This window comes from Micromonospora sp. CA-248260 (assembly GCF_050942205.1).
GTDB lineage: Bacteria > Actinomycetota > Actinomycetes > Mycobacteriales > Micromonosporaceae > Micromonospora > Micromonospora antibiotica.
On record NZ_CP192021.1, the window covers coordinates 3,946,299 to 3,963,534 of the forward strand.

The following is a 17,236-nucleotide window of genomic DNA, read 5'->3' on the forward strand; positions in this document are numbered from 1 at the left end:
GTACGTGAGAAAGGACAAGATCCCCGAGGAGGAACCGCGTGTCACCGGACCCCACCGGCACAGCTGTCGCCCGTACCCCGTCCTCCCCCGCGGCCCGGGGCTCCTCGGCCTGGGCCTGGCTGAGCAACCTCGCCGGGGTGGGCCTGGTGGGGGCGCTACTGTGGTGGTTGGGCACCGGCCCGGCGCTGGCCGGGCTGCGGCGGATCGACACCCCGGCGGTGCTGACCGCGCTGGCGTTGGGCGCGCTGGCCACGGTCGGCTGCGCGTGGCGGTGGCGGCTGGTCGCCGAGGCGCTCGGCATCCGGCTGCCGCTGGGCACGGCGGTGGCCGACTGCTACCGGGCGGTCTTCCTCAACGCGACACTGCCCGGCGGGGTGCTCGGCGACGTGCACCGGGCGGTCCGCCACGGCCGGGAGGCCGGTGACCTGGGTCGGGCCGTGCGGGCGGTGGTCTGGGAGCGGACCGCCGGGCAGGTGGTCCAGGTGGTGCTCGCGGTGGTGCTGCTGCTGGCCCTGCCGTCGCCGGTGCGGCCGTACCTGCCGATGGTGACGGGGGTGGCGGTCGCGGTGGGCCTGGTGCTGGTGGTGCTGGTCCGGGCGCTGCCCCGGTCGGGGCCGTCACGGCGGGCCCGCGCGGTGCGCGCCGTCGTCGCCGACGTGCGGGCCGGGCTGCTGGGTCGGCGCACCGGGCCGGGGGTGCTGCTGGCCTCGACCGTGGTGGTCGGCTGCCACCTGGCGACGTTCGTGCTGGCGGGCCGGGTGGCCGGGGTCACCGCGCCGCTGTCGGTGCTGGTGCCGCTGACGCTGCTCGCGCTGCTGGCGATGGGGCTGCCCGCCAACATGGCGGGCTTCGGGCCGCGCGAGGGCATGGCCGCCTGGGCGTTCGGGGCAGCCGGCCTCGGTGCCGCCGAGGGGGTGGCGACCGCCCTGGTGTACGGGGCGCTGGTGCTGGTGGCAGCCCTGCCGGGCGCCGCCGTGCTGGTGCTGCGGGGTCGCCCGTCCGCGCTGCGGGAACGACGGGGTGACCGTACGGTGGGAACTCAGGGTGGTTCCTCACCGGTACCCGCTGCCGGGCTGGCCGGCAGCGCCTGACAGAGGAGACACATGTACGACGCACTGCCGGCCGCGACGGTCCGGACACAGGTCACGGTCCCCCTGCGGTTCTCCGACGGGTTCGCCACCACGGCCCGGGTCTTCTCGTTCGACGGGCTGGTGGACGGCCGGGAGCACCTGGCGTTCGGGCTGGGCGACTGGTCGGGCGCGCTGCGCAGGCACGCGGCGGGCGGGGCGGCGCCGCTGGTCCGCCCGCACAGTGAGTGCCTGACCGGGGACGTCTTCGGCAGCCAGCGCTGCGACTGCGGTCCGCAGCTGCGCGAGGCGGTGCAGCGGATCACCGAGGCGGGCGGTTTCCTGCTCTACCTGCGTCAGGAGGGACGCGGCATCGGCCTCTACCCGAAGCTGGACGCGTACGCCCTGCAGGACGCCGGGTTGGACACCTACGAGGCGAACGTGGCGCTCGGGCACGACGAGGACGAACGGGACTACCGGGCCGCCGCGCAGATGCTGGCGGTGCTCGGTGTGCCGGAGCTGGTGCTGCTGAGCAGCAACCCGGACAAGGCCGAACAGCTGGCCCGGCTGGGCGTGGCGGTGGCCGATGTGGTGCCGACCGGGGTGTTCCTGTCCCCCGCCAACGCCGACTACCTGGCGGCCAAGGCGAGCCGGGCCGCGGCCCGGGCCGTCGACCTGCCGTCGTTGAACTGATGGGTGTCGTACCGGCGGGGACGGCGACCACCGCCGTGCCGGCGTCGACCGGGCGGCCGTACGTGCTGCTCAGCTGCGCCACGTCGATCGACGGTTACATCGACGACGCCACCGAGCAGCGGCTGCTGCTGTCCAACGCGGAGGACATGGACCGCATCGACGCCGTCCGGGCCGGTTGCGACGCCATCCTGGTCGGCGCGGGCACGATCCGGGCGGACGACCCCCGGCTGGTGGTCCGCTCGGCGCGGCTGCGGGCCGCCCGGCAGGCCGCCGGCCTGTCGCCGTCACCGGTGAAGGTGACCATGACCGCCCGGGGGTTGCTGGACCCGGCGGCCCGGTTCTTCACCGTCGGTGACGCCGAGAAGATCGTCTACTGCGCGGGGCCGGCGGTGGACAAGACCACCGAGCTGCTCGCCGGGGCGGCCACCGTGGTCGACGCGGGTGACCCGCTGGACCCGGCCCGGGCCCTGGCGGACCTGGCCGGCCGGGGGGTGCAGCGGCTGATGGTGGAGGGCGGCGCGACGGTGCACGCCCAGTTCCTCACCGCCGGGCTCGCCGACGAGCTGCACCTGGTGGTCGCCCCGTTCTTCGTCGGCGACCGACGGGCCCCCCGGTTCGTCGGCGACGGTGCGTTCCCGTGGCACCCGGGTCGCCGGGCCCGGGTCGCCGAGGTACGCCAGATCGGCGACGTGGTGCTGGTCCGCTACGCCCTCTCGGAGCGCTGCGCCGACGGGTGAACCGGCGGACGGGTCCGGTCCGTACCATGCGGACGAGGGGACCGTCCGGTTCACTACGCTGCGTGGTAGCGGCCGACGGTACGGACGAGGAGTGGCGGGATGAGCGACCGGTGCGCGTCCTGGCGGGAGATCCTGTCGGCCCAGCTCGACGGGGAGGAGACCGCCGAGGAGCGGGGCGCGGTCCAGGCGCACCTCGACGGTTGCCCGGACTGCCGCGCCTGGCACGAGGTCGCCGCCATGGTGACCCGGCGGGCGCGTACCCGGGTGGTGGCGGCGGTGCCCGACCTGACCGAGTCGATCCTCGCCGCCGTGCCGCCACCGGGGCGACGACGGTTCGAGCGGTGGCGTGGCGGGTCGACCGCCGGCCTGCGGGTCGCCCTGGGGCTGCTCGGCGCGGTCCAGCTCGCCCTCGGGCTGGCCCAGGTGGGCCAGGGCGTCAACGCCGAGCACCTGCACCCGACCGGGCAGCACCTGTGGCACGAGTCGGCGGCGTGGAACGTCGCGGTGGGCGCCGGTTTCCTGTTCGTCGCGCTGCGCCGTACCCCGCCGGCCGGGTTGCTGCCGATGCTGAGCGCCTTCGTCGCGACCCTGGTCCTGCTGTCGGTCAACGACGTGGTCACCGCGCAGGTGGCGGTGCCCCGGCTGGTCAGCCACGGGTTCCTGGTCGGCGGTTACCTGATCACGGTGCTGTTGTTCCGGCTCGGTCCGCGTCCGAGCGGCCCACCGCAGGGACGACGGGCCGGCCGGTCCCGATGGCGGCTGCGTCTCGACGAGCTGGACGAGCCCGGCCGGGCCGTGGTGCAGCCCTACGGCGCGCAGGCCCGGGACCGCCGGGCGGCCTGAGCGGCGCACCGTAATCAGCTGGCAAGGTTCGGCGGCCCGTCGCGCCGTTACGCTGGCCGGCACGAGAGGGAGGTGCCGGTGGCGCAACGGGTGCTGGTGGTCGACGACGACCGGACGGTCAGCGACGTGGTGTGCCGCTATCTGGAGCACGCCGGCTACCAGGTGGACCACGTGGGGGACGGGGCCGCCGCGCTCGCCGCGGTGGCTGCCTCGCCTCCGCAGCTGGTCGTCCTGGACGTGATGCTGCCGGTGCTGGACGGGTTGGAGGTGTGCCGTCGGTTGCGGCAGCGCCCGGACGGCGTACCCATCGTGATGTTGACGGCCCGGGGTGACGAGGCGGACCGGATCCTCGGCCTGCAACTGGGTGCGGACGACTACCTGAGCAAGCCGTTCTCCCCCCGGGAGCTGGTGCTGCGGGTCCGTTCGGTGCTGCGCCGGGCCGGCGGTGAGCCGGTCACGGCGACGGCGCAGGTGCTCACCGACGGCGGGTTGAGCGTGCTGACCGGTCCCCGGGTGGCCCGGTTGCACGGTCGCGACCTGGCGTTGACCCTGCGCGAGTTCGACCTGCTCGCCCACCTGATGGGGCATCCCGCCCGGGCGCTGTCGCGCGCTGAGCTGCTGGAACGGGTCTGGGGGTGGCGGTTCGGCGACCAGTCCACGGTGACCGTGCACGTCCGCCGGCTGCGGGAGAAGATCGAGGACGACCCGGCCAACCCGCGCCGCATCGTCACGGTCTGGGGTGTGGGTTACCGGTACGAGCCGGCCGATGACTGACCTGGCGTTGATCTTCGGGGCGGCGCTGGCCGCGGCCGGCGGGGTGGGGCTGCTCGGCGCGGGGATGCTGCGGCTGCTGCGCGGCCGGTCCATCACCGTGCACGTCACGGTGCTGCTGGCGATGACGGTGAGCGCCGTGGTGGCCGGGGTCGCGGTGATCGCCGAGGCGATGTTCCTCTCCCCGCACGACCTGGAGGTGGTGCTGATCACCGTCTCGGCGGCGGCGCTGGTCAGCCTCGCGGTGGGTTGGCTGTTCGCCCGCCGGCTCGCCACCGCGGCGGTCTGGGCCGACCAGGCGCGGGCCCGGGAGCGGCGGATCGAGAAGGGCCGCCGGGACCTGGTCGCCTGGGTGTCGCACGACCTGCGGACCCCGCTGGCCGGGTTACGGGCGATGGCGGAGGCGCTGGAGGACCGGGTGGTCGCCGACCCGGTGACGGTCGACGAGTACCACCGCCGGATCCGGGTGGAGACCGACCGGATGACCCGGCTGGTCGACGACCTGTTCGAGCTGTCCCGGATCAACGCCGGGGCATTGCGGCTGTCACTGTCGGCGGTGCCGCTGGGTGACGTGGTCTCCGACGCCCTGGCCGGGACCGCGCCGCTGGCCGCCGCGCGCCGCATCCGGCTGCTGTCCGCCGAGTCGGGCTGGCCCACGGTGACCGCCAGCGAGCGCGAGCTGAGCCGGGTGGTGGGCAACCTGCTGCTCAACGCGGTGCGCTACACGCCGGCCGACGGCACCGTCCGGGTCGACGCCGGGCGCGACGGCGACGTCGCCTGGCTGGCCGTCGCCGACACCTGCGGCGGCATTCCCGAGGCCGACCTGCCCCGGTTGTTCGACGTGGCGTTCCGGGGCGAGCCGGCCCGCACCCCGCACGCGGGCAACGGCCCGATGGCGGGTTCCGGCGGGTTGGGGCTGGCCATCGTGCGCGGCCTGGTCGAGGCGCACGGCGGCCGGGTGGACGTGCACAACGTCGCCGAGGGCTGCCGGTTCGTCGTCCGGCTGCCGTTGGCCACCGGCTGACGGCGGCGGGCGGGGGGGCCTGCGGCGCGACGCCGGACCGCACGGGCGGCACCGCACGGGTCAGGCGCCGAACTCCTCGGCGATGTCCATCACGTAGCGGCCGTAGTCGGAGCCGGCCATGGCGGCGCCGAGCCGGTGGCAGGCCGCCGCGTCGATGTAGCCCATCCGCAGCGCCGTCTCCTCCAGGCAGGCGATCCGGACGCCCTGGCGTTCCTGCATGGTCTGCACGTAGACGCTGGCCTGTAGCAGTGACTCCGGGGTGCCGGTGTCCAGCCAGGCGAAGCCGCGCCCGAGGTCGACCAGGCGGGCCCGACCCCGGTCGACGTACACCCGGTTGACGTCGGTGATCTCCAGTTCTCCCCGGCGGGACGGCCTGATGTTCTTGGCGATGTCGACGACCTCGTGGTCGTAGAGGTACAGGCCGGTGATGGCGCGGTTGGAGTGCGGTTGGGACGGTTTCTCCTGGATGTCGCGCAGGGTGCCGTCGGGGCCGGTGACGCCGACGCCGTAGCGCTGCGGGTCGTGGACCGGGTAGCCGAACAGGGTGCAGCCGCTGACCGCGGCGGTCTCCTCGCGCAGCAGCCGGGAGAACGCGGTGCCGTGGAAGATGTTGTCGCCCAGGATCAGCGCGCTGGGGTGGCCTGCGACGTGGTCCGCCCCGATCAGGAACGCCTCGGCGATGCCGCGTGGCTCGGGTTGCGCGGCGTAGGAGATGGCCAGGCCGAGCCGGGAGCCGTCGCCGAGCAGCAGGCGGAACTGCGGCAGGTCGGCCGGCTTGGCGATGACCAGGATGTCCCGGACGCCGGCCAGCATGAGCACCGACAGCGGGTAGTAGATCATGGGCTTGTCACCGACGGGCAGGAGCTGCTTGGACACCGGCACGGTCATCGGGTAAAGCCGGGTGCCCGACCCTCCGGCCAGGACGATTCCCTTCACGGTCCTTCTCCCTCCAGCGGCCGGCGCGGACGTGGTGGTCCGGTTCAGTCGAGACCGCGGATCAGGTGCGGCTCGGTCTCCGGGTCGGCCCAGTCGCACTGCCCACGCCGGTTCGCCCGCGCCCAGGCGTCCAGGGCGGAGGGCGTCCGGTGCGCCCCGTCCGCTGCGGCGGTACGGGGTCGGCCGGGCCGGGGGCGGGCCTCGTCGTCGTCGGCGTTGTCGGTCCTCACGTTGCCCATTTGCGGACGCCTCTCATCGTGACGCCGGCACCGGGTCCGGCGCACCTTCCTCGTTGCCCAGGTCAACGGTCGAATCGCCGGATGGCGACGGGCGATCCGCCCGCAGCGCTTTTCCGACATCAATCATTGAGCCGGGCGCATCGGGCCATGACGGCAATCATCACCGGATAGACAGGGGGTACGCATCCGGAAAAGACACCTGTTAGTGCCATTCGGATTTCGCGCCGTTGACCATGCTCAGAGGGTGCCCTAGCATTGAGGTCAGCTGATTCGACAAAACCGACAAAACCCTTTTGTCGGCGTCAACCGCCATTTGCCGATTCCGCCCCGGGGGACGTCGCGGAACCGGAACGACGCTGCATCGTCGCAGCTCAGCCAGACGATCCACGTCGTACAGACCAGCACCCACCATTACGCTCGCCGGGGGCACGATGGAAGACCACAGCAGCAGGGCGGTCCGGCGGGTCATCGCCGAAATGCACCAGAATCTGGGGAAGCAATTCAGCGTGGACGAGATGGCGCGAACCGCCCTGCTGAGCAAGTACCACTTCTGCCGGGTGTTCCACAGGGTAACCGGAGTGTCACCCGGGCGCTTTCTGTCGGCGATCCGATTCCAGCGGGCCAAACACCTGCTGCTGGCCACCTCGTGGAGTGTCACCGACATCAGCCACCAGGTCGGTTACACCAGTGTCGGCACGTTCAGCGCGCGGTTCAGCAGCAGCGTCGGTCTGCCCCCCTCCAGCTTCCGCCGGCTCGGCCGCGCCCTCGGCCGGGAGTTGCCCTACCGGCCGCCGTGCCCGATCCGCCCCGACCCGGCCGACGCCACCGGCCCGACCGTGCGGGGACAGATCAGGACGCTTCCCGGCGAGGCGCCCGACTGGATCTTCGTGGGGCTGTTCCCGGAGCGGATCCAGCAGGGAAAGCCGGTCAGCTCCACGGTCCTGCCCGGCCCCGGCGCGTACCTGCTGGGCCCGGTGCCGCCGGGCACCTGGTTCGTCCTGGCCCACGCGGTGCACCGCCGCCGGTCGACCACCGGGGTGCGACCGCTGCTGGTCGGCCACCACGGGCCGGTGACGGTCGGCTGCCCGTCCCGGTCGATCCGGGCCGACCTCACCCTGCGCCCCATGCGCACCTTCGATCCGCCCGTGGTGCACGCGGCCGGCCTGCCGCCGCTGCTGCGCACCGGCTGACCGGGCGGCACACCGGGCTCCCCCGCCCCGGCCGGCAGCCGGTCGCGGCGATCCGTCCCGCCGGGACGGACGTGGGGCCGCCCCGGCGGGACGGCCCCACGTCGTCACGGACCGGATCAGCGAACCAGCGCCGGCGCCGCCGGACTGACCGGCACCGACCCCCGAGCGCGCTCGCGACTGCGGTCACGCCACCAGATGCCCCACCACATCAGGCCACGGACGGCACAGACGATGGTGACGGCGAAGAAGAGGGTGTAGACCACGTTGAACGCGACCAGCACCCCGTAGACCCCGGCCACCGCGGAGCCGAACATGAACTGGTTGCGGCCCCGCGACGGCGTCGTACCCGGGTCGGTGATCATGTAGTTGGTGAACAGGACGAAGGCCACCCCGGTCATCGGCACCAGCGCGGCCCAGATCGCCACGTCCAGCACCAACGCCCGGACCACCGCCTGGATGACGAAACCGCCGAGCCAACCGACGATCAGCAGCACCTTGCGGGTGAGCATGGCGTTGAGCACCGTACCGGCGGTGATGATGACCAGCGGGACCATGATGCTGATCGCGTCCGGCACGTTCTCGGTGAACTGGTAGGGCGGCGCGATGTTGACCCAGGAGAAGGCCAGCAGCGTCACCGTGATCCCGAAGTTCGACGGGTTCATGAAGTGCCGCATCCGCCCGTTGACCGGCGCCCGCAGGGCGGTCTTCGCCCCGATCGCGACGACCACGGCGAACGCCACCGGCCAGAACCGGTCGTTGGCGTAGAGCAGCATGTTCGCCGCCAGCGCGGTGATGTGGGTGGGCAGCAGGAAGGTGTACATCCCCCACACCCCGTTGCCGCTGAAGGCGGGTCGCCGCTTGCCGGCCCACGCCGACACCATCTCGATCCCGATCTCGGCGGTGTAACCCACCAGCAGGGCGAAGAACGGCCAGGTCCACGGCTGCTCGAAACCGAGCAGGGTGTAGCCGATGATGTTGAAGATCGACATCGACATGGCGAAGTTGCGCAGCGCCAGATAGCGCGGGTCCTTGCCGTCCACCCGGGGCACCGCCGGTCGGGCCGTGGGCGGGGTCGCCGCATCGACGGGCCGGACCCCGCCCGGGACCGTACGCACCGCGGCGTCGGTCACGCCTTCCTGTCTGACGTCAGTCATCGGGTGATCTCCTGGGCGTCGGCGGTCAGCATCAGGTCGTGCCAACCGGAGGTGAGCGAGAGGGTCTGCTTGTGGGTCGCGCCGGTCAGGTCACGCCAGCACACCTCGGCCGACACCGGGCGGTCCCCGGCGGAGCCCAGCCCGAAGAAGACGTCGAAGCTGCGCTTGCCCGAGTGCCCGCCGCCGCCGTCGAGCTGGGCGACCTGGGTGAGCCCGTCGGCGGTACGGATCTTGACCTGGGCGCCGTAGGCCGGCGTCCGGGCGTCGGCCGGGCCACCCACCGTCGGCCGGTGCAGGCGCAGACCGAGGAAGCCACCCGGGGACGCGGCGGTGTTGCGGTAGAACGCCGGCGGACCCCACTGGCGGGCCACGGCGAAGTCCTGCACCCCGTCGGCGTTGGTGTCGGCCACCGCCACGCCCCGGGTCGGGATGGGCACGTCGAGGCCAAGCTCGGCGTTGAGGTTGACGAACGTCTTGCCCTGCCGCACCCAGAACGCCAGCTTGTCGTTACCGGCGATGTCGTCGCCCGGCTCCGCCTTCGGCCACATCGCCGGGTTGCGCAGCATCAGGTCGTTGGACATCGCCAACTCCTGGAGCCAGGCCCACCGGCTGGTGGTGCCCTTGATGAACCCGTCGGCCTGCACCACCTCCAGCGAACCGTTGTTGTCGAAGTCGGCCATCTTGGCGTCCCAGCCCCAGCCGGTCCAGGCCATGTTCAGTTTGGACGCCTTGTTGTCGTACGGCGCCACCCCGCGGGTGAGCTTGGCCCGCGCGTCCTGCGGACTGCCGGCGTTGTTCATCCAGACGAAGTTGCTCTCCTCCAGCCCCCAGGAGCTGGTGATGTTGCTGACGAACATGTCGAACCTGCCCCGGTTGTCGAGGTCACCGAAGTCGATCGACATGCCCTTGAAGGAGTCCTGACCGAGCACCATCGACTTCGGGGTGAACGCGCCCCGCCGGCCCTGCGTCTGGGCGAACCTGATCCGGCCCGGGGTCGAGACGTTGTGCAGCAGGTGGTCGTGGCCGAAGTCGTTGGCCAGGTACAGCTCGGGCAGCAGGTCACCGTCGATGTCGGCCGACGCCGCGCCGAGGGTCCAGCCGGTGGAGACCGGGCCGGGGACCGCCTTCTGCTCGACGTACCGCACCGAGGGCTGGTCACCACCGGTGGCCGCGTCCCAGCGCAGCACGTGCGCCCCGCCGGAGTTGCGGGCGTGCGACATGGAGGCGTTCATCTGGACGTTGGGCTGCCCGTCCGGATCGAGCACCTGGGTGTCGGGGAAGTAGTTGAACACGCCGATGTCCGGCCGACCGTCGCCGTCGAAGTCGGCGACCGCCACCGCGTTGGTGTTCCACAGTGCACCCTGGTAGCGGTTGGCCGGACCAGGCTGGGTGGGAATCAGCTCGGTCGGCGCGTAGCTGCCCAGGCGCAGGTCGGTGGCGGCGGCCCGGTGCAGGAAGAGCACCGGCGTCCGACCCCAGTAGTAGACCAGCAGGTCGGTGCGGCCGTCGAGGTTGTAGTCGCCGGGCACACAGCCCATCGGAGCCATGGTGGTGTCGGTGGGCAGGGGCCGGGGATCGAGGACGAAGGGCTGGTAGCGGGCCCCGCTGTCCGGTGCCGGAGTCACCACGGCCGTGTCGCTACGGGTGTCGACCAGGCAGAGGTCGTCGGCCACCCCGTTACCGTCCAGGTCGTTGAGGGCGATCGCGGCCCCGACCGAGGACACCCAGGACTTGATGTGCTCGTACTCCGGATTGACCTCGCGGACCTGGCGGGCGGCGGGTGCGGGTGGCAGCGCGATCGGCAGCTCGGCGAACTGGAACCGTGCGGCCAGCTCCGACCGCTCGGCAGCGGACGCCGCAGGGCGCTGTGCCACGACGAAGAGAATGCTCAGCAGAACGAGCACAAAGGCTGCGGGAGTTGCGCGGCGAAGGAAGCCGGCAGATTGAGACGGCAACAGTCCCCCTACGTTTTAGTGGGCGCGTCGTTCGCCCGTTGACTGGTCACTCGGAAGTGCCACCGACCGGGGCGGGGATACTGATGATTACCACCCTCCGCGGCGGGGTGAATAACCAACGGATTAACCGCCCATCAGATGACTGGAGCCCTTTCGGGGGCCACGAACATCGTCAGCCAGAAGACCAATGGAGTCTTCTCAGAGCGTGCTCTCCCGCCGGCACGGACCGGACGAGCGGGGCTCGGTCGTGCCATCACAGCGAGTCTCTCGCCGATCGCGATGCGTCAAAGTTCTCTGACTTTGCTCTCCTGAACGCCCGCTTGACCGCGATGCGGCTGCCTCGATACACCCCCAAATATGGCTATTGCCGGTTTAATGCCTGCCGATTGGGAGCGCCTCCAGCCCACCCAGCAGATCGGACGAATCATCTCGCACCGCCCCCGGCCCGCCCGGTACACCCAACCCAACAATGGCCGTACGCTGCGCGGACGACATCGGGGGCGGTCGGACGGATAGCGAGGATCTCCGCTGGCAAATACGGCCGGGATCGATAGCATGGCTATCCATACCGCCGGCATCGGCGCTCATTGCCGCCTATCTTTGGTCGCGCTAGCATCAACACGGCCCCGACGGCCAAGGCAATTTCGACGGCCGCATCCGCGTTTATGCATTGATCGAGATTTAACGCTCCGTCAATCAGCCGGCATAGACACCGTAGGCACGCAGTCGCCACAACTGTGCCCGGGGATGCCACCGACCGACGAATCGAACACCTGGGGGAGACCGTGGAAGACGTCATTGAACGGGCGGTGGAGCGGGCCATCGTCACGATGCGGGACAACATCGCCGAGCCGCTCACCATCGACGACATGGCCCGTGCCGCAATGTTCAGCAAGTTCCACTTCTCAAGGATCTTCCGCCGGGTCACCGGCGTCTCGCCCGGACGCTTCCTCTCCGCCATCCGCCTCCAGGAGGCGAAGCACCTGCTCGTCTCCACCACCCTGAACGTCGCCGACATCAGCCTGCGGGTCGGCTACAACAGTGTCGGCACCTTCAGCTCACGTTTCACCCGCAGCGTCGGCATGTCCCCCACCGCCTACCGGCGCTACCGGGGCTTCAGCACGCGCATTCCGCAGGACGAGACCAGGGGCGGCTCGGCCGGACGCACCTCGACGGTACGGGGGACCGTCACCGGACCGGACGACGAGGACCTCGGTTTCGTCTTCGTCGGGCTCTTCCCCGACCCGCTGCCCGAGGGCCGACCCGTCCGCTGTGCGGTGCTCAACGGCGCGGGCGCGTTCGAGCTGGAGACGGTCCCCGAGGGACACTGGTACCTGCTCGTCCAGTCGGTACGCACCGACGGCTCCCCCACGGACGCCCACGACCTGGACCCCGAGGACATCTTCGTCGGCTCGCACGGACCGATCATCGTCCGGCGTGACCAGGCCGTACCCCCGATCGAGATGGGCCTCAAGCCGGCCCGGTCCATCGACCCGCCGGTGCTGCTCGCCCTGCTCGACATCCGCCGGATGGCGCTGGACCAGGTCGGCTACCGGGTCGAAGCGGCCTGACGGCGGGTCGGACCGCGAACCGACCGGAGCCAGCGGCGCATCCCACGAAAGGTGGGATGCGCCGCATCGCCGTGTCAGCCGGTCGAACCGGGCCGAGTCGGGCCAGACCGGGCCCCGCCGCACAGGCCGGGCCCCGCCGCACAGGCCGGGCCCCGCCGCACAGGCCGGGCCCCGCCGCACAGGCCGGGCCCCGCCGGACGGGTCACGGTCGGCCGGGCACGGCCCGGCGGTTCGACCCCGGTCGCGCCGGGCCGGGACCACGGGCGGTCGAGGTGACCACCGGCCGGCCGGACCACACGCGCCGGACCACAGGGGTTCGAGGGGCCCGCACGGTGGACCACCCGACGCCCGGGACCACCAGCGGGCCCGGACGCCAGGCGGCGGATCAGCGGTCCTGGGGCTCCTCCGGATCGGACGCGACCCGGGGCCGGCGCAGCAGGAGCACCGACAGCGCGATCAGCAGCACCAGGTCCAGCACCAGCAGCAGACCGTCCAGGGGGTCGGTGCCGACGTGCTGGTGTCCGGTCTCGGGCACGACGGCGGCCGGCGGCAGCAGCGTTGCGGCGCCGACGGCGAACACGCTGCGCCCGGTGCTCTGCCGGCCGTCGGTGAGCCACACGTGGTAGGCGACGGTGTAGCTGCCCTGCGGCAGGGCCGGCACCGACACCACCAGGTCGCTGCCGTCGCGGCGGGAGGCACCGGTGGGCACCTGCGGGCCGTCCGCCGGCGTCAACGACACGTGCGCCTCGTTCGGATCCGGAGTTCCCGCCAGGCGCAGCCGCACCTCGGTCGGCCCGGTGGGCAACCGGCTGCCGTCCGCAGGCACCACGACGGCGGCGACCGTCTCGGCCGGTCCCGGCGGGTTCGGCGAACGCAGCCACAGCGCGGTCACCACGGTCACCAGCACCACGGCGACGGCCGCCGCGCGCGGCCCGAAGCCACGGCGGCGGCCGTCCTGTCCGGCGGCGGTCATGCCGGCGTGAGCGCCCTGACCGAGCGGGGGGCGCAGGTGCAGGCCATCGTCGCCTGCTCGGCGGGGGTGGGTCGCAGGTGCAGGTACATCGCCACCACCATCGGCAGGAAGACGATCGTGTTGTAGAACAGGTGCAGCTCCACCCGGGCAAAGACCAGCTGCAGCACGCTGGTCGGCACGGGACGGTCGAACAGGAAGTGCCCCGTCTGCGCCTGGAGCAGCAGCAACAGGTGCTCGATGTGGTGCCAGAACTGGATGGCCAGCGCCACCGTCCACCAGGTACGCGCACGACCGACGAAACCGGGGCGCAGCAGGGCCAGCCCGATGAGCATCACGATGGCGTACCCGTAGTGCAGCCACTCCGAGGTGACCAGCCACGGCACGGCCAGCCCGAGGACGCCCCGGGACTGCGGCACCGGCCAGCCCAGCACCCAGATCTGGAACGCCTGGACGAGGTGCTCGGCCCAGTGCGCCAGCACCACGACCATGTACAGGTTCAGCGCCGTGCGGTGGTAGGGGCCGTTGAGCCGGCCGAGCGGGCCCGATCGGGAAGGGCGGGGTACGGCTTGGTTGGACATGTCGGGTGGTCTCCCCCTCGGTCGACGGACACCGGCACCGCAGCGGGCCGGGGGACGGCAGCACGCCGCCTCTTCAGGCTGGGGCCCGGGTGACCCACTGTCGTCTTCCAGCGTGCCGACATTCCATGGTGGTGGCCGCTCAGGCACCCGCCACCCGGTCGGCGGAGGTCGCGCAGCAGTGGGCCAGGTGGCTCTCCTGCGCCATCCGGCGCATCGCCTCGAAGGCCACCTCGGACAGCACGTTCCAGACCGCCATGGCGGTGGCGGAGTGCGCCGACTCGTGCCCGAACTCGTGCGTCACGATCCGCGCCGCGCTCTCGGCGTGCTCACTGAACACGTCGATGTCGCAGTTGGCGTCGAGCCGCTGCAACGCGGTCAGCACATGGGCGAGGGTGTCCCGACCGGGTGAGGCGGCGTCGACCTCCCAGCCGAGGCGGTCGATGAAGTCGTCGACCTGGACCCGGGCCGGGCCGACGTCCGGGGCGTCCTCCTCGGGCTGGTCCGGGAAGAGCGCCCAGATCGTGGCCCGGCACTGGGCGCCCAGCGAGAGCCCCTTGTCGTCGAGGGCGGCCAGCACCCGACGGACCGAGGACAGACTCAGCCGCCCGATGCCGGCCAGCACCCGGATCAGCTGGAGCCGGGCGAGGTGCTCCTCGCCGTACTCCGCCTGGTTACGCGCGGTGGGTCGGCCCGGTGGGAGCAGCCGCTCCCGGATGTAGAACTTGATCGTCGGAAGTGGAACACCACTGATCCTGGCCAGATCTGAGATGCGCATCCGTCCCCCCAGGGTCCCGGTGACCACCGCCGGACGCCGCCAGCGGCGGGACTGCGCCGCCCGGCAGCGGCCGGTCCGAACGTATCGGCGGTGACGCCGCCGCGGACAGCGGGCGCCGGACAGCACGGCGGGTGACGGCCGTCGGCGCGTTCGCGATGACGGCGGTGCAGCCGCCCGTCGGTGCGACGGCGGCTCCTGGGACAGGGCGGGCACCTCGGGCCTCACCGGCCGGGGTGGTCGCCGCGCATCCGGGACTCATCGCACCTCCCCCAGCACGATGAGCAACCTGAGAGTTGCTCAGCGCAATAGTAACCAGTGTGGCCTGCGTGTCGGTTATTCGATGTTGCTGAACCGCACTTCGTGGCTGTGCCCCGAGGGTCACGTCAGGGCCTGCACCGTCATCGGCAGACCGCCCCGGATGCGCAGCGACAGCATGGGTTCGGGCACCACCCGGTGCCCGGCCGGGGTGTGCAGCCGCAACCGGCGGCTCACCATGGCCACCACGAAGACCGCCTCCATCAGACCGAGGTGGTTGCCGACGCAGAACCGGGGGCCGGCGCCGAACGGCACGTAGGCGTAGCGGGGCCGGCCGGCCGACACCGACGGCGAGAACCGCTCCGGGTCGAACCGGTCCGGCTCGTCCCAGTAGGCCCGGTGCCGGTGCAGGGTGTACGGGCAGATCAGCACGTCGGTACCGGCGGGCACCGCGTAGCCGCCGACCTCGTCGGCCTCCTGCGCCCGGCGGGACAGCATCCACACCGGCGGGTAGAGACGCATCGCCTCGCTGAGCACCATCGAGGTGTACGTCAACCGGGGCAGGTCCTCATAGGTCGGCGCCCGGTCGCCGAGCACCTCGAGCGCCTCGGCCCGTACCCGCTCCCACACCTGCGGGTGCCGGTCGAGCAGGTGGAAGGTCCAGCCGAGGGTGCTGGCGGTGGTCTCGTGCCCGGCCAGCAGCAGGGTGGTCAGCTCGTCGCGCAGCCGCCGCCGGCCGACCGCGGGGTCCGGCTCCCGGCGGGTCGAGGCCAGCAACCGCGACAGCGCGTCGTCGTGGTCCTCGTGGCCGGGCCGGGCACGCCGCCGCTCCGCCAACTCGTCGACGATCTCCGCCAGCTCGCGGCGGGCCCGGCGGAAGCGCATCTGCTGCGGCAGCGGCACCCACATCGGCACCATGTTCATCGACGCCATCTCGAACATGGCCTGGTCCTGCATCGACTCGAAGGCCGCCCCGAGCGACCGGAAGCCACCGAGGTCGGCGTCGAGCAGGGTACGCCCGAGCACCCCGAGGGTGAGCCCGGTCATCTCCCGCATCATGTCGACCGGCTCGCCACCGGCGTACGTCTCCAGCCGGTCGACCAGGCGGCCGGCCTCCTCGGCGACGATTCCGGCCTGCTGGGCGATGCGGCGGGCCTGGAACACCGGTTGGATCACCCGACGCTGCTCCCGCCACAACTCGCCCTCGCTGGTCAGCAGCCCGTCACCCAGGGCCCGCCGGGCGTGCATCAACCCGATGCCCTTGTGGTAGTTCTGACTGTTGTCGGCCAGCACGTGCTTGGCGTGGTCGGGGTGGTTGAAGAAGTGCAGCCCCCGCCCCGGGCCGAGGCGCACCGCGTCGCCGTAGGTCTCGGCGGCGGAGCGCATCAGGCCGAGCCGGTCGCGGCCCAGCTTCCACAGTGTGCCGAGCATCGCCACCCCGGTCGGGCCCCGGGGGACCACCCGGGGCGCGACCGTGGTCACCGGACCACCCCGCTCGGCATGGGGGTGATCTGCCGGAACCGCCCGTGCAGGAACAGCACCGCGTCCTCCTCGTGGAGTTTCTCGGCCGACAACAACCGGCCGACGAAGATGGTGTGGTCGCCGCCCTCGTAGTCGCGCCACAGTGCGCACTCGAAGGAGGCCAGCGCGCCGGTGATCAGCGGCGCTCCGGTGAGCCGGCCCGGCCGCCAGTCGACGACGTCGAACTGGGCGGCGCCGAGCGGCCGGCGGCGGTCGGCGAAGTGCCGCGCCACGTGTTCCTGGTCGGCGGCGAGCACCGACACCGCGAAGCTGCCGGCGGCCACCAGGTGACGGTGCATGACCGCCTCCCGGTCCACGCAGACCAGCAGCAACGGTGGGTCCAGCGACACCGAGGTGAAGGCGTTCGCGGTCATCCCGTGCGGGGTGCGTCCCCCGACGGTGACCACCGTGACGCCGGTGGCGAAGGCGGCGAAGGCCCGCCGCAGCGCGGCCGGGTCGACCACCGCGTCGTCAGCGCCCGCAGAGATGTCCATCGTGGTCCCCTCGCCGTCACTGGGCCCGGACGGTGGCCGTGTAGGGCGCCAGCGCCCGGGTCAGCGCCTCCGGCACCCGGGTGGGCGCGGTCCGGTTGTTGGGCCCGCGCATGCAGGCCACCCGCTGCCGACCCCGGGCGACCAGTGTCTCGCCGCCGCCCGGGTCGAGGCGTACGTAGTCGAAGCTGAACTCCAGCTGGGTCTGCACCAGGTCGACCAGGCGCATCCGGATCGACAGCTCGTCGAAGGCCGTGATCTCGGCGAAGAACTCGCAGTCGACCTTCAGGGTGAACAGCTTCAGGTCGTCCTGGAGGTCGGCCAGCACGTCCGGGGCGTGCTGCTTGAGGAACATCTCCCGGCACCGTCCCTGCCAACGCAGGTAGTTGACGTAGTAGACGTTGCCGACGATGTTGGTCTCCTCGAAACCGACCGTGTGCGGATACTCGAAGAACTTGTCCAT

At 72.0% G+C, this 17,236-nt stretch carries 18 protein-coding genes; 8 read left to right on the plus strand and 10 right to left on the minus strand.

Annotation, left to right across the window (positions count from 1 at the left end):
* The first annotated feature begins 119 nt into the window (after positions 1–119).
* The 6 genes from ACQP2H_RS17465 to ACQP2H_RS17490 all read left to right on the plus strand — a co-directional run bounded on the left by ACQP2H_RS17465 (position 120) and on the right by ACQP2H_RS17490 (position 5,135).
* Positions 120–1,091, plus strand: coding sequence for a lysylphosphatidylglycerol synthase domain-containing protein (locus tag ACQP2H_RS17465; RefSeq protein ID WP_374197565.1), 972 nt, complete (start codon positions 120–122; stop codon positions 1,089–1,091).
* 12 nt (positions 1,092–1,103) lie between these two features.
* Positions 1,104–1,760 carry a GTP cyclohydrolase II gene (locus tag ACQP2H_RS17470; RefSeq protein ID WP_219462608.1) on the plus strand — a complete coding sequence of 219 codons (657 nt, stop codon included), beginning with the start codon at positions 1,104–1,106 and terminating at the stop codon, positions 1,758–1,760.
* Complete coding sequence (locus ACQP2H_RS17475; protein WP_219462611.1) at positions 1,760–2,497, plus strand: RibD family protein; 738 nt, start codon at positions 1,760–1,762, stop codon at positions 2,495–2,497. The genes ACQP2H_RS17470 and ACQP2H_RS17475 overlap by 1 nt, the downstream gene beginning before the upstream one ends.
* 99 nt (positions 2,498–2,596) lie before the next feature.
* Positions 2,597–3,340, plus strand: a complete 744-nt coding sequence (locus ACQP2H_RS17480; protein ID WP_219462613.1) for a zf-HC2 domain-containing protein — start codon at positions 2,597–2,599, stop codon at positions 3,338–3,340.
* 78 nt (positions 3,341–3,418) lie between these two features.
* Positions 3,419–4,114 carry a response regulator transcription factor gene (locus ACQP2H_RS17485; RefSeq protein ID WP_208566612.1) on the plus strand — a complete coding sequence of 232 codons (696 nt, stop codon included), beginning with the start codon at positions 3,419–3,421 and terminating at the stop codon, positions 4,112–4,114.
* Entirely contained in the window at positions 4,107–5,135 is a 1,029-nt protein-coding gene (locus ACQP2H_RS17490; RefSeq protein WP_219462615.1) for a sensor histidine kinase, read from the plus strand. Before ACQP2H_RS17485 ends, ACQP2H_RS17490 begins: the two co-directional genes overlap by 8 nt.
* 60 nt (positions 5,136–5,195) lie before the next feature.
* Here ACQP2H_RS17490 and rfbA read toward each other — a convergent pair whose 3' ends face one another.
* Both rfbA and ACQP2H_RS17500 read right to left on the minus strand, forming a co-directional pair.
* Complete coding sequence (rfbA, locus tag ACQP2H_RS17495) at positions 5,196–6,071, minus strand: glucose-1-phosphate thymidylyltransferase RfbA (protein WP_219462618.1); 876 nt, start codon at positions 6,069–6,071, stop codon at positions 5,196–5,198.
* A 44-nt stretch (positions 6,072–6,115) separates the two neighbouring features.
* Positions 6,116–6,310 carry a hypothetical protein gene (locus tag ACQP2H_RS17500; protein WP_219462621.1) on the minus strand — a complete coding sequence of 65 codons (195 nt, stop codon included), beginning with the start codon at positions 6,308–6,310 and terminating at the stop codon, positions 6,116–6,118.
* Positions 6,311–6,825: 515 nt separating this feature from the next.
* Between ACQP2H_RS17500 and ACQP2H_RS17505 the strand changes: the two genes are divergently transcribed.
* Positions 6,826–7,500, plus strand: a complete 675-nt coding sequence (locus ACQP2H_RS17505; RefSeq protein ID WP_244252060.1) for a helix-turn-helix transcriptional regulator — start codon at positions 6,826–6,828, stop codon at positions 7,498–7,500.
* A gap of 116 nt (positions 7,501–7,616) precedes the next feature.
* Here the strand turns inward: ACQP2H_RS17505 and ACQP2H_RS17510 are convergent, their stop codons facing one another.
* Positions 7,617–8,654 carry an enediyne biosynthesis protein gene (locus tag ACQP2H_RS17510; protein WP_219462623.1) on the minus strand — a complete coding sequence of 346 codons (1,038 nt, stop codon included), beginning with the start codon at positions 8,652–8,654 and terminating at the stop codon, positions 7,617–7,619.
* Positions 8,651–10,558: a CRTAC1 family protein gene (locus ACQP2H_RS17515; RefSeq protein ID WP_219462625.1), complete on the minus strand. Its 1,908-nt coding sequence runs from the start codon at positions 10,556–10,558 to the stop codon at positions 8,651–8,653. The genes ACQP2H_RS17510 and ACQP2H_RS17515 overlap by 4 nt, the downstream gene beginning before the upstream one ends.
* A gap of 836 nt (positions 10,559–11,394) precedes the next feature.
* Here ACQP2H_RS17515 and ACQP2H_RS17520 point away from each other — a divergent pair.
* Positions 11,395–12,180: a helix-turn-helix domain-containing protein gene (locus ACQP2H_RS17520; RefSeq protein ID WP_208566621.1), complete on the plus strand. Its 786-nt coding sequence runs from the start codon at positions 11,395–11,397 to the stop codon at positions 12,178–12,180.
* Positions 12,181–12,565: 385 nt separating this feature from the next.
* On the opposite strand, the gene ACQP2H_RS17525 is transcribed toward ACQP2H_RS17520, so the two are convergent.
* From ACQP2H_RS17525 to ACQP2H_RS17550, 6 genes are all read right to left on the minus strand, one after another.
* Complete coding sequence (locus ACQP2H_RS17525) at positions 12,566–13,153, minus strand: copper resistance CopC family protein (protein ID WP_219462627.1); 588 nt, start codon at positions 13,151–13,153, stop codon at positions 12,566–12,568.
* Positions 13,150–13,731: a hypothetical protein gene (locus ACQP2H_RS17530; protein ID WP_208566623.1), complete on the minus strand. Its 582-nt coding sequence runs from the start codon at positions 13,729–13,731 to the stop codon at positions 13,150–13,152. Before ACQP2H_RS17530 ends, ACQP2H_RS17525 begins: the two co-directional genes overlap by 4 nt.
* A gap of 139 nt (positions 13,732–13,870) precedes the next feature.
* Complete coding sequence (locus ACQP2H_RS17535; protein WP_219462629.1) at positions 13,871–14,506, minus strand: MerR family transcriptional regulator; 636 nt, start codon at positions 14,504–14,506, stop codon at positions 13,871–13,873.
* A gap of 378 nt (positions 14,507–14,884) precedes the next feature.
* Entirely contained in the window at positions 14,885–16,192 is a 1,308-nt protein-coding gene (locus ACQP2H_RS17540) for a cytochrome P450 (protein WP_433233579.1), read from the minus strand.
* Between the two features lie 47 nt (positions 16,193–16,239).
* Positions 16,240–16,776 carry a flavin reductase family protein gene (locus ACQP2H_RS17545; RefSeq protein ID WP_208566626.1) on the minus strand — a complete coding sequence of 179 codons (537 nt, stop codon included), beginning with the start codon at positions 16,774–16,776 and terminating at the stop codon, positions 16,240–16,242.
* Between the two features lie 16 nt (positions 16,777–16,792).
* The gene (locus tag ACQP2H_RS17550) at positions 16,793–17,236 is read right to left on the minus strand and encodes an acyl-CoA thioesterase (protein WP_208566627.1); all 444 of its coding nucleotides are present in this window, start codon (positions 17,234–17,236) and stop codon (positions 16,793–16,795) included.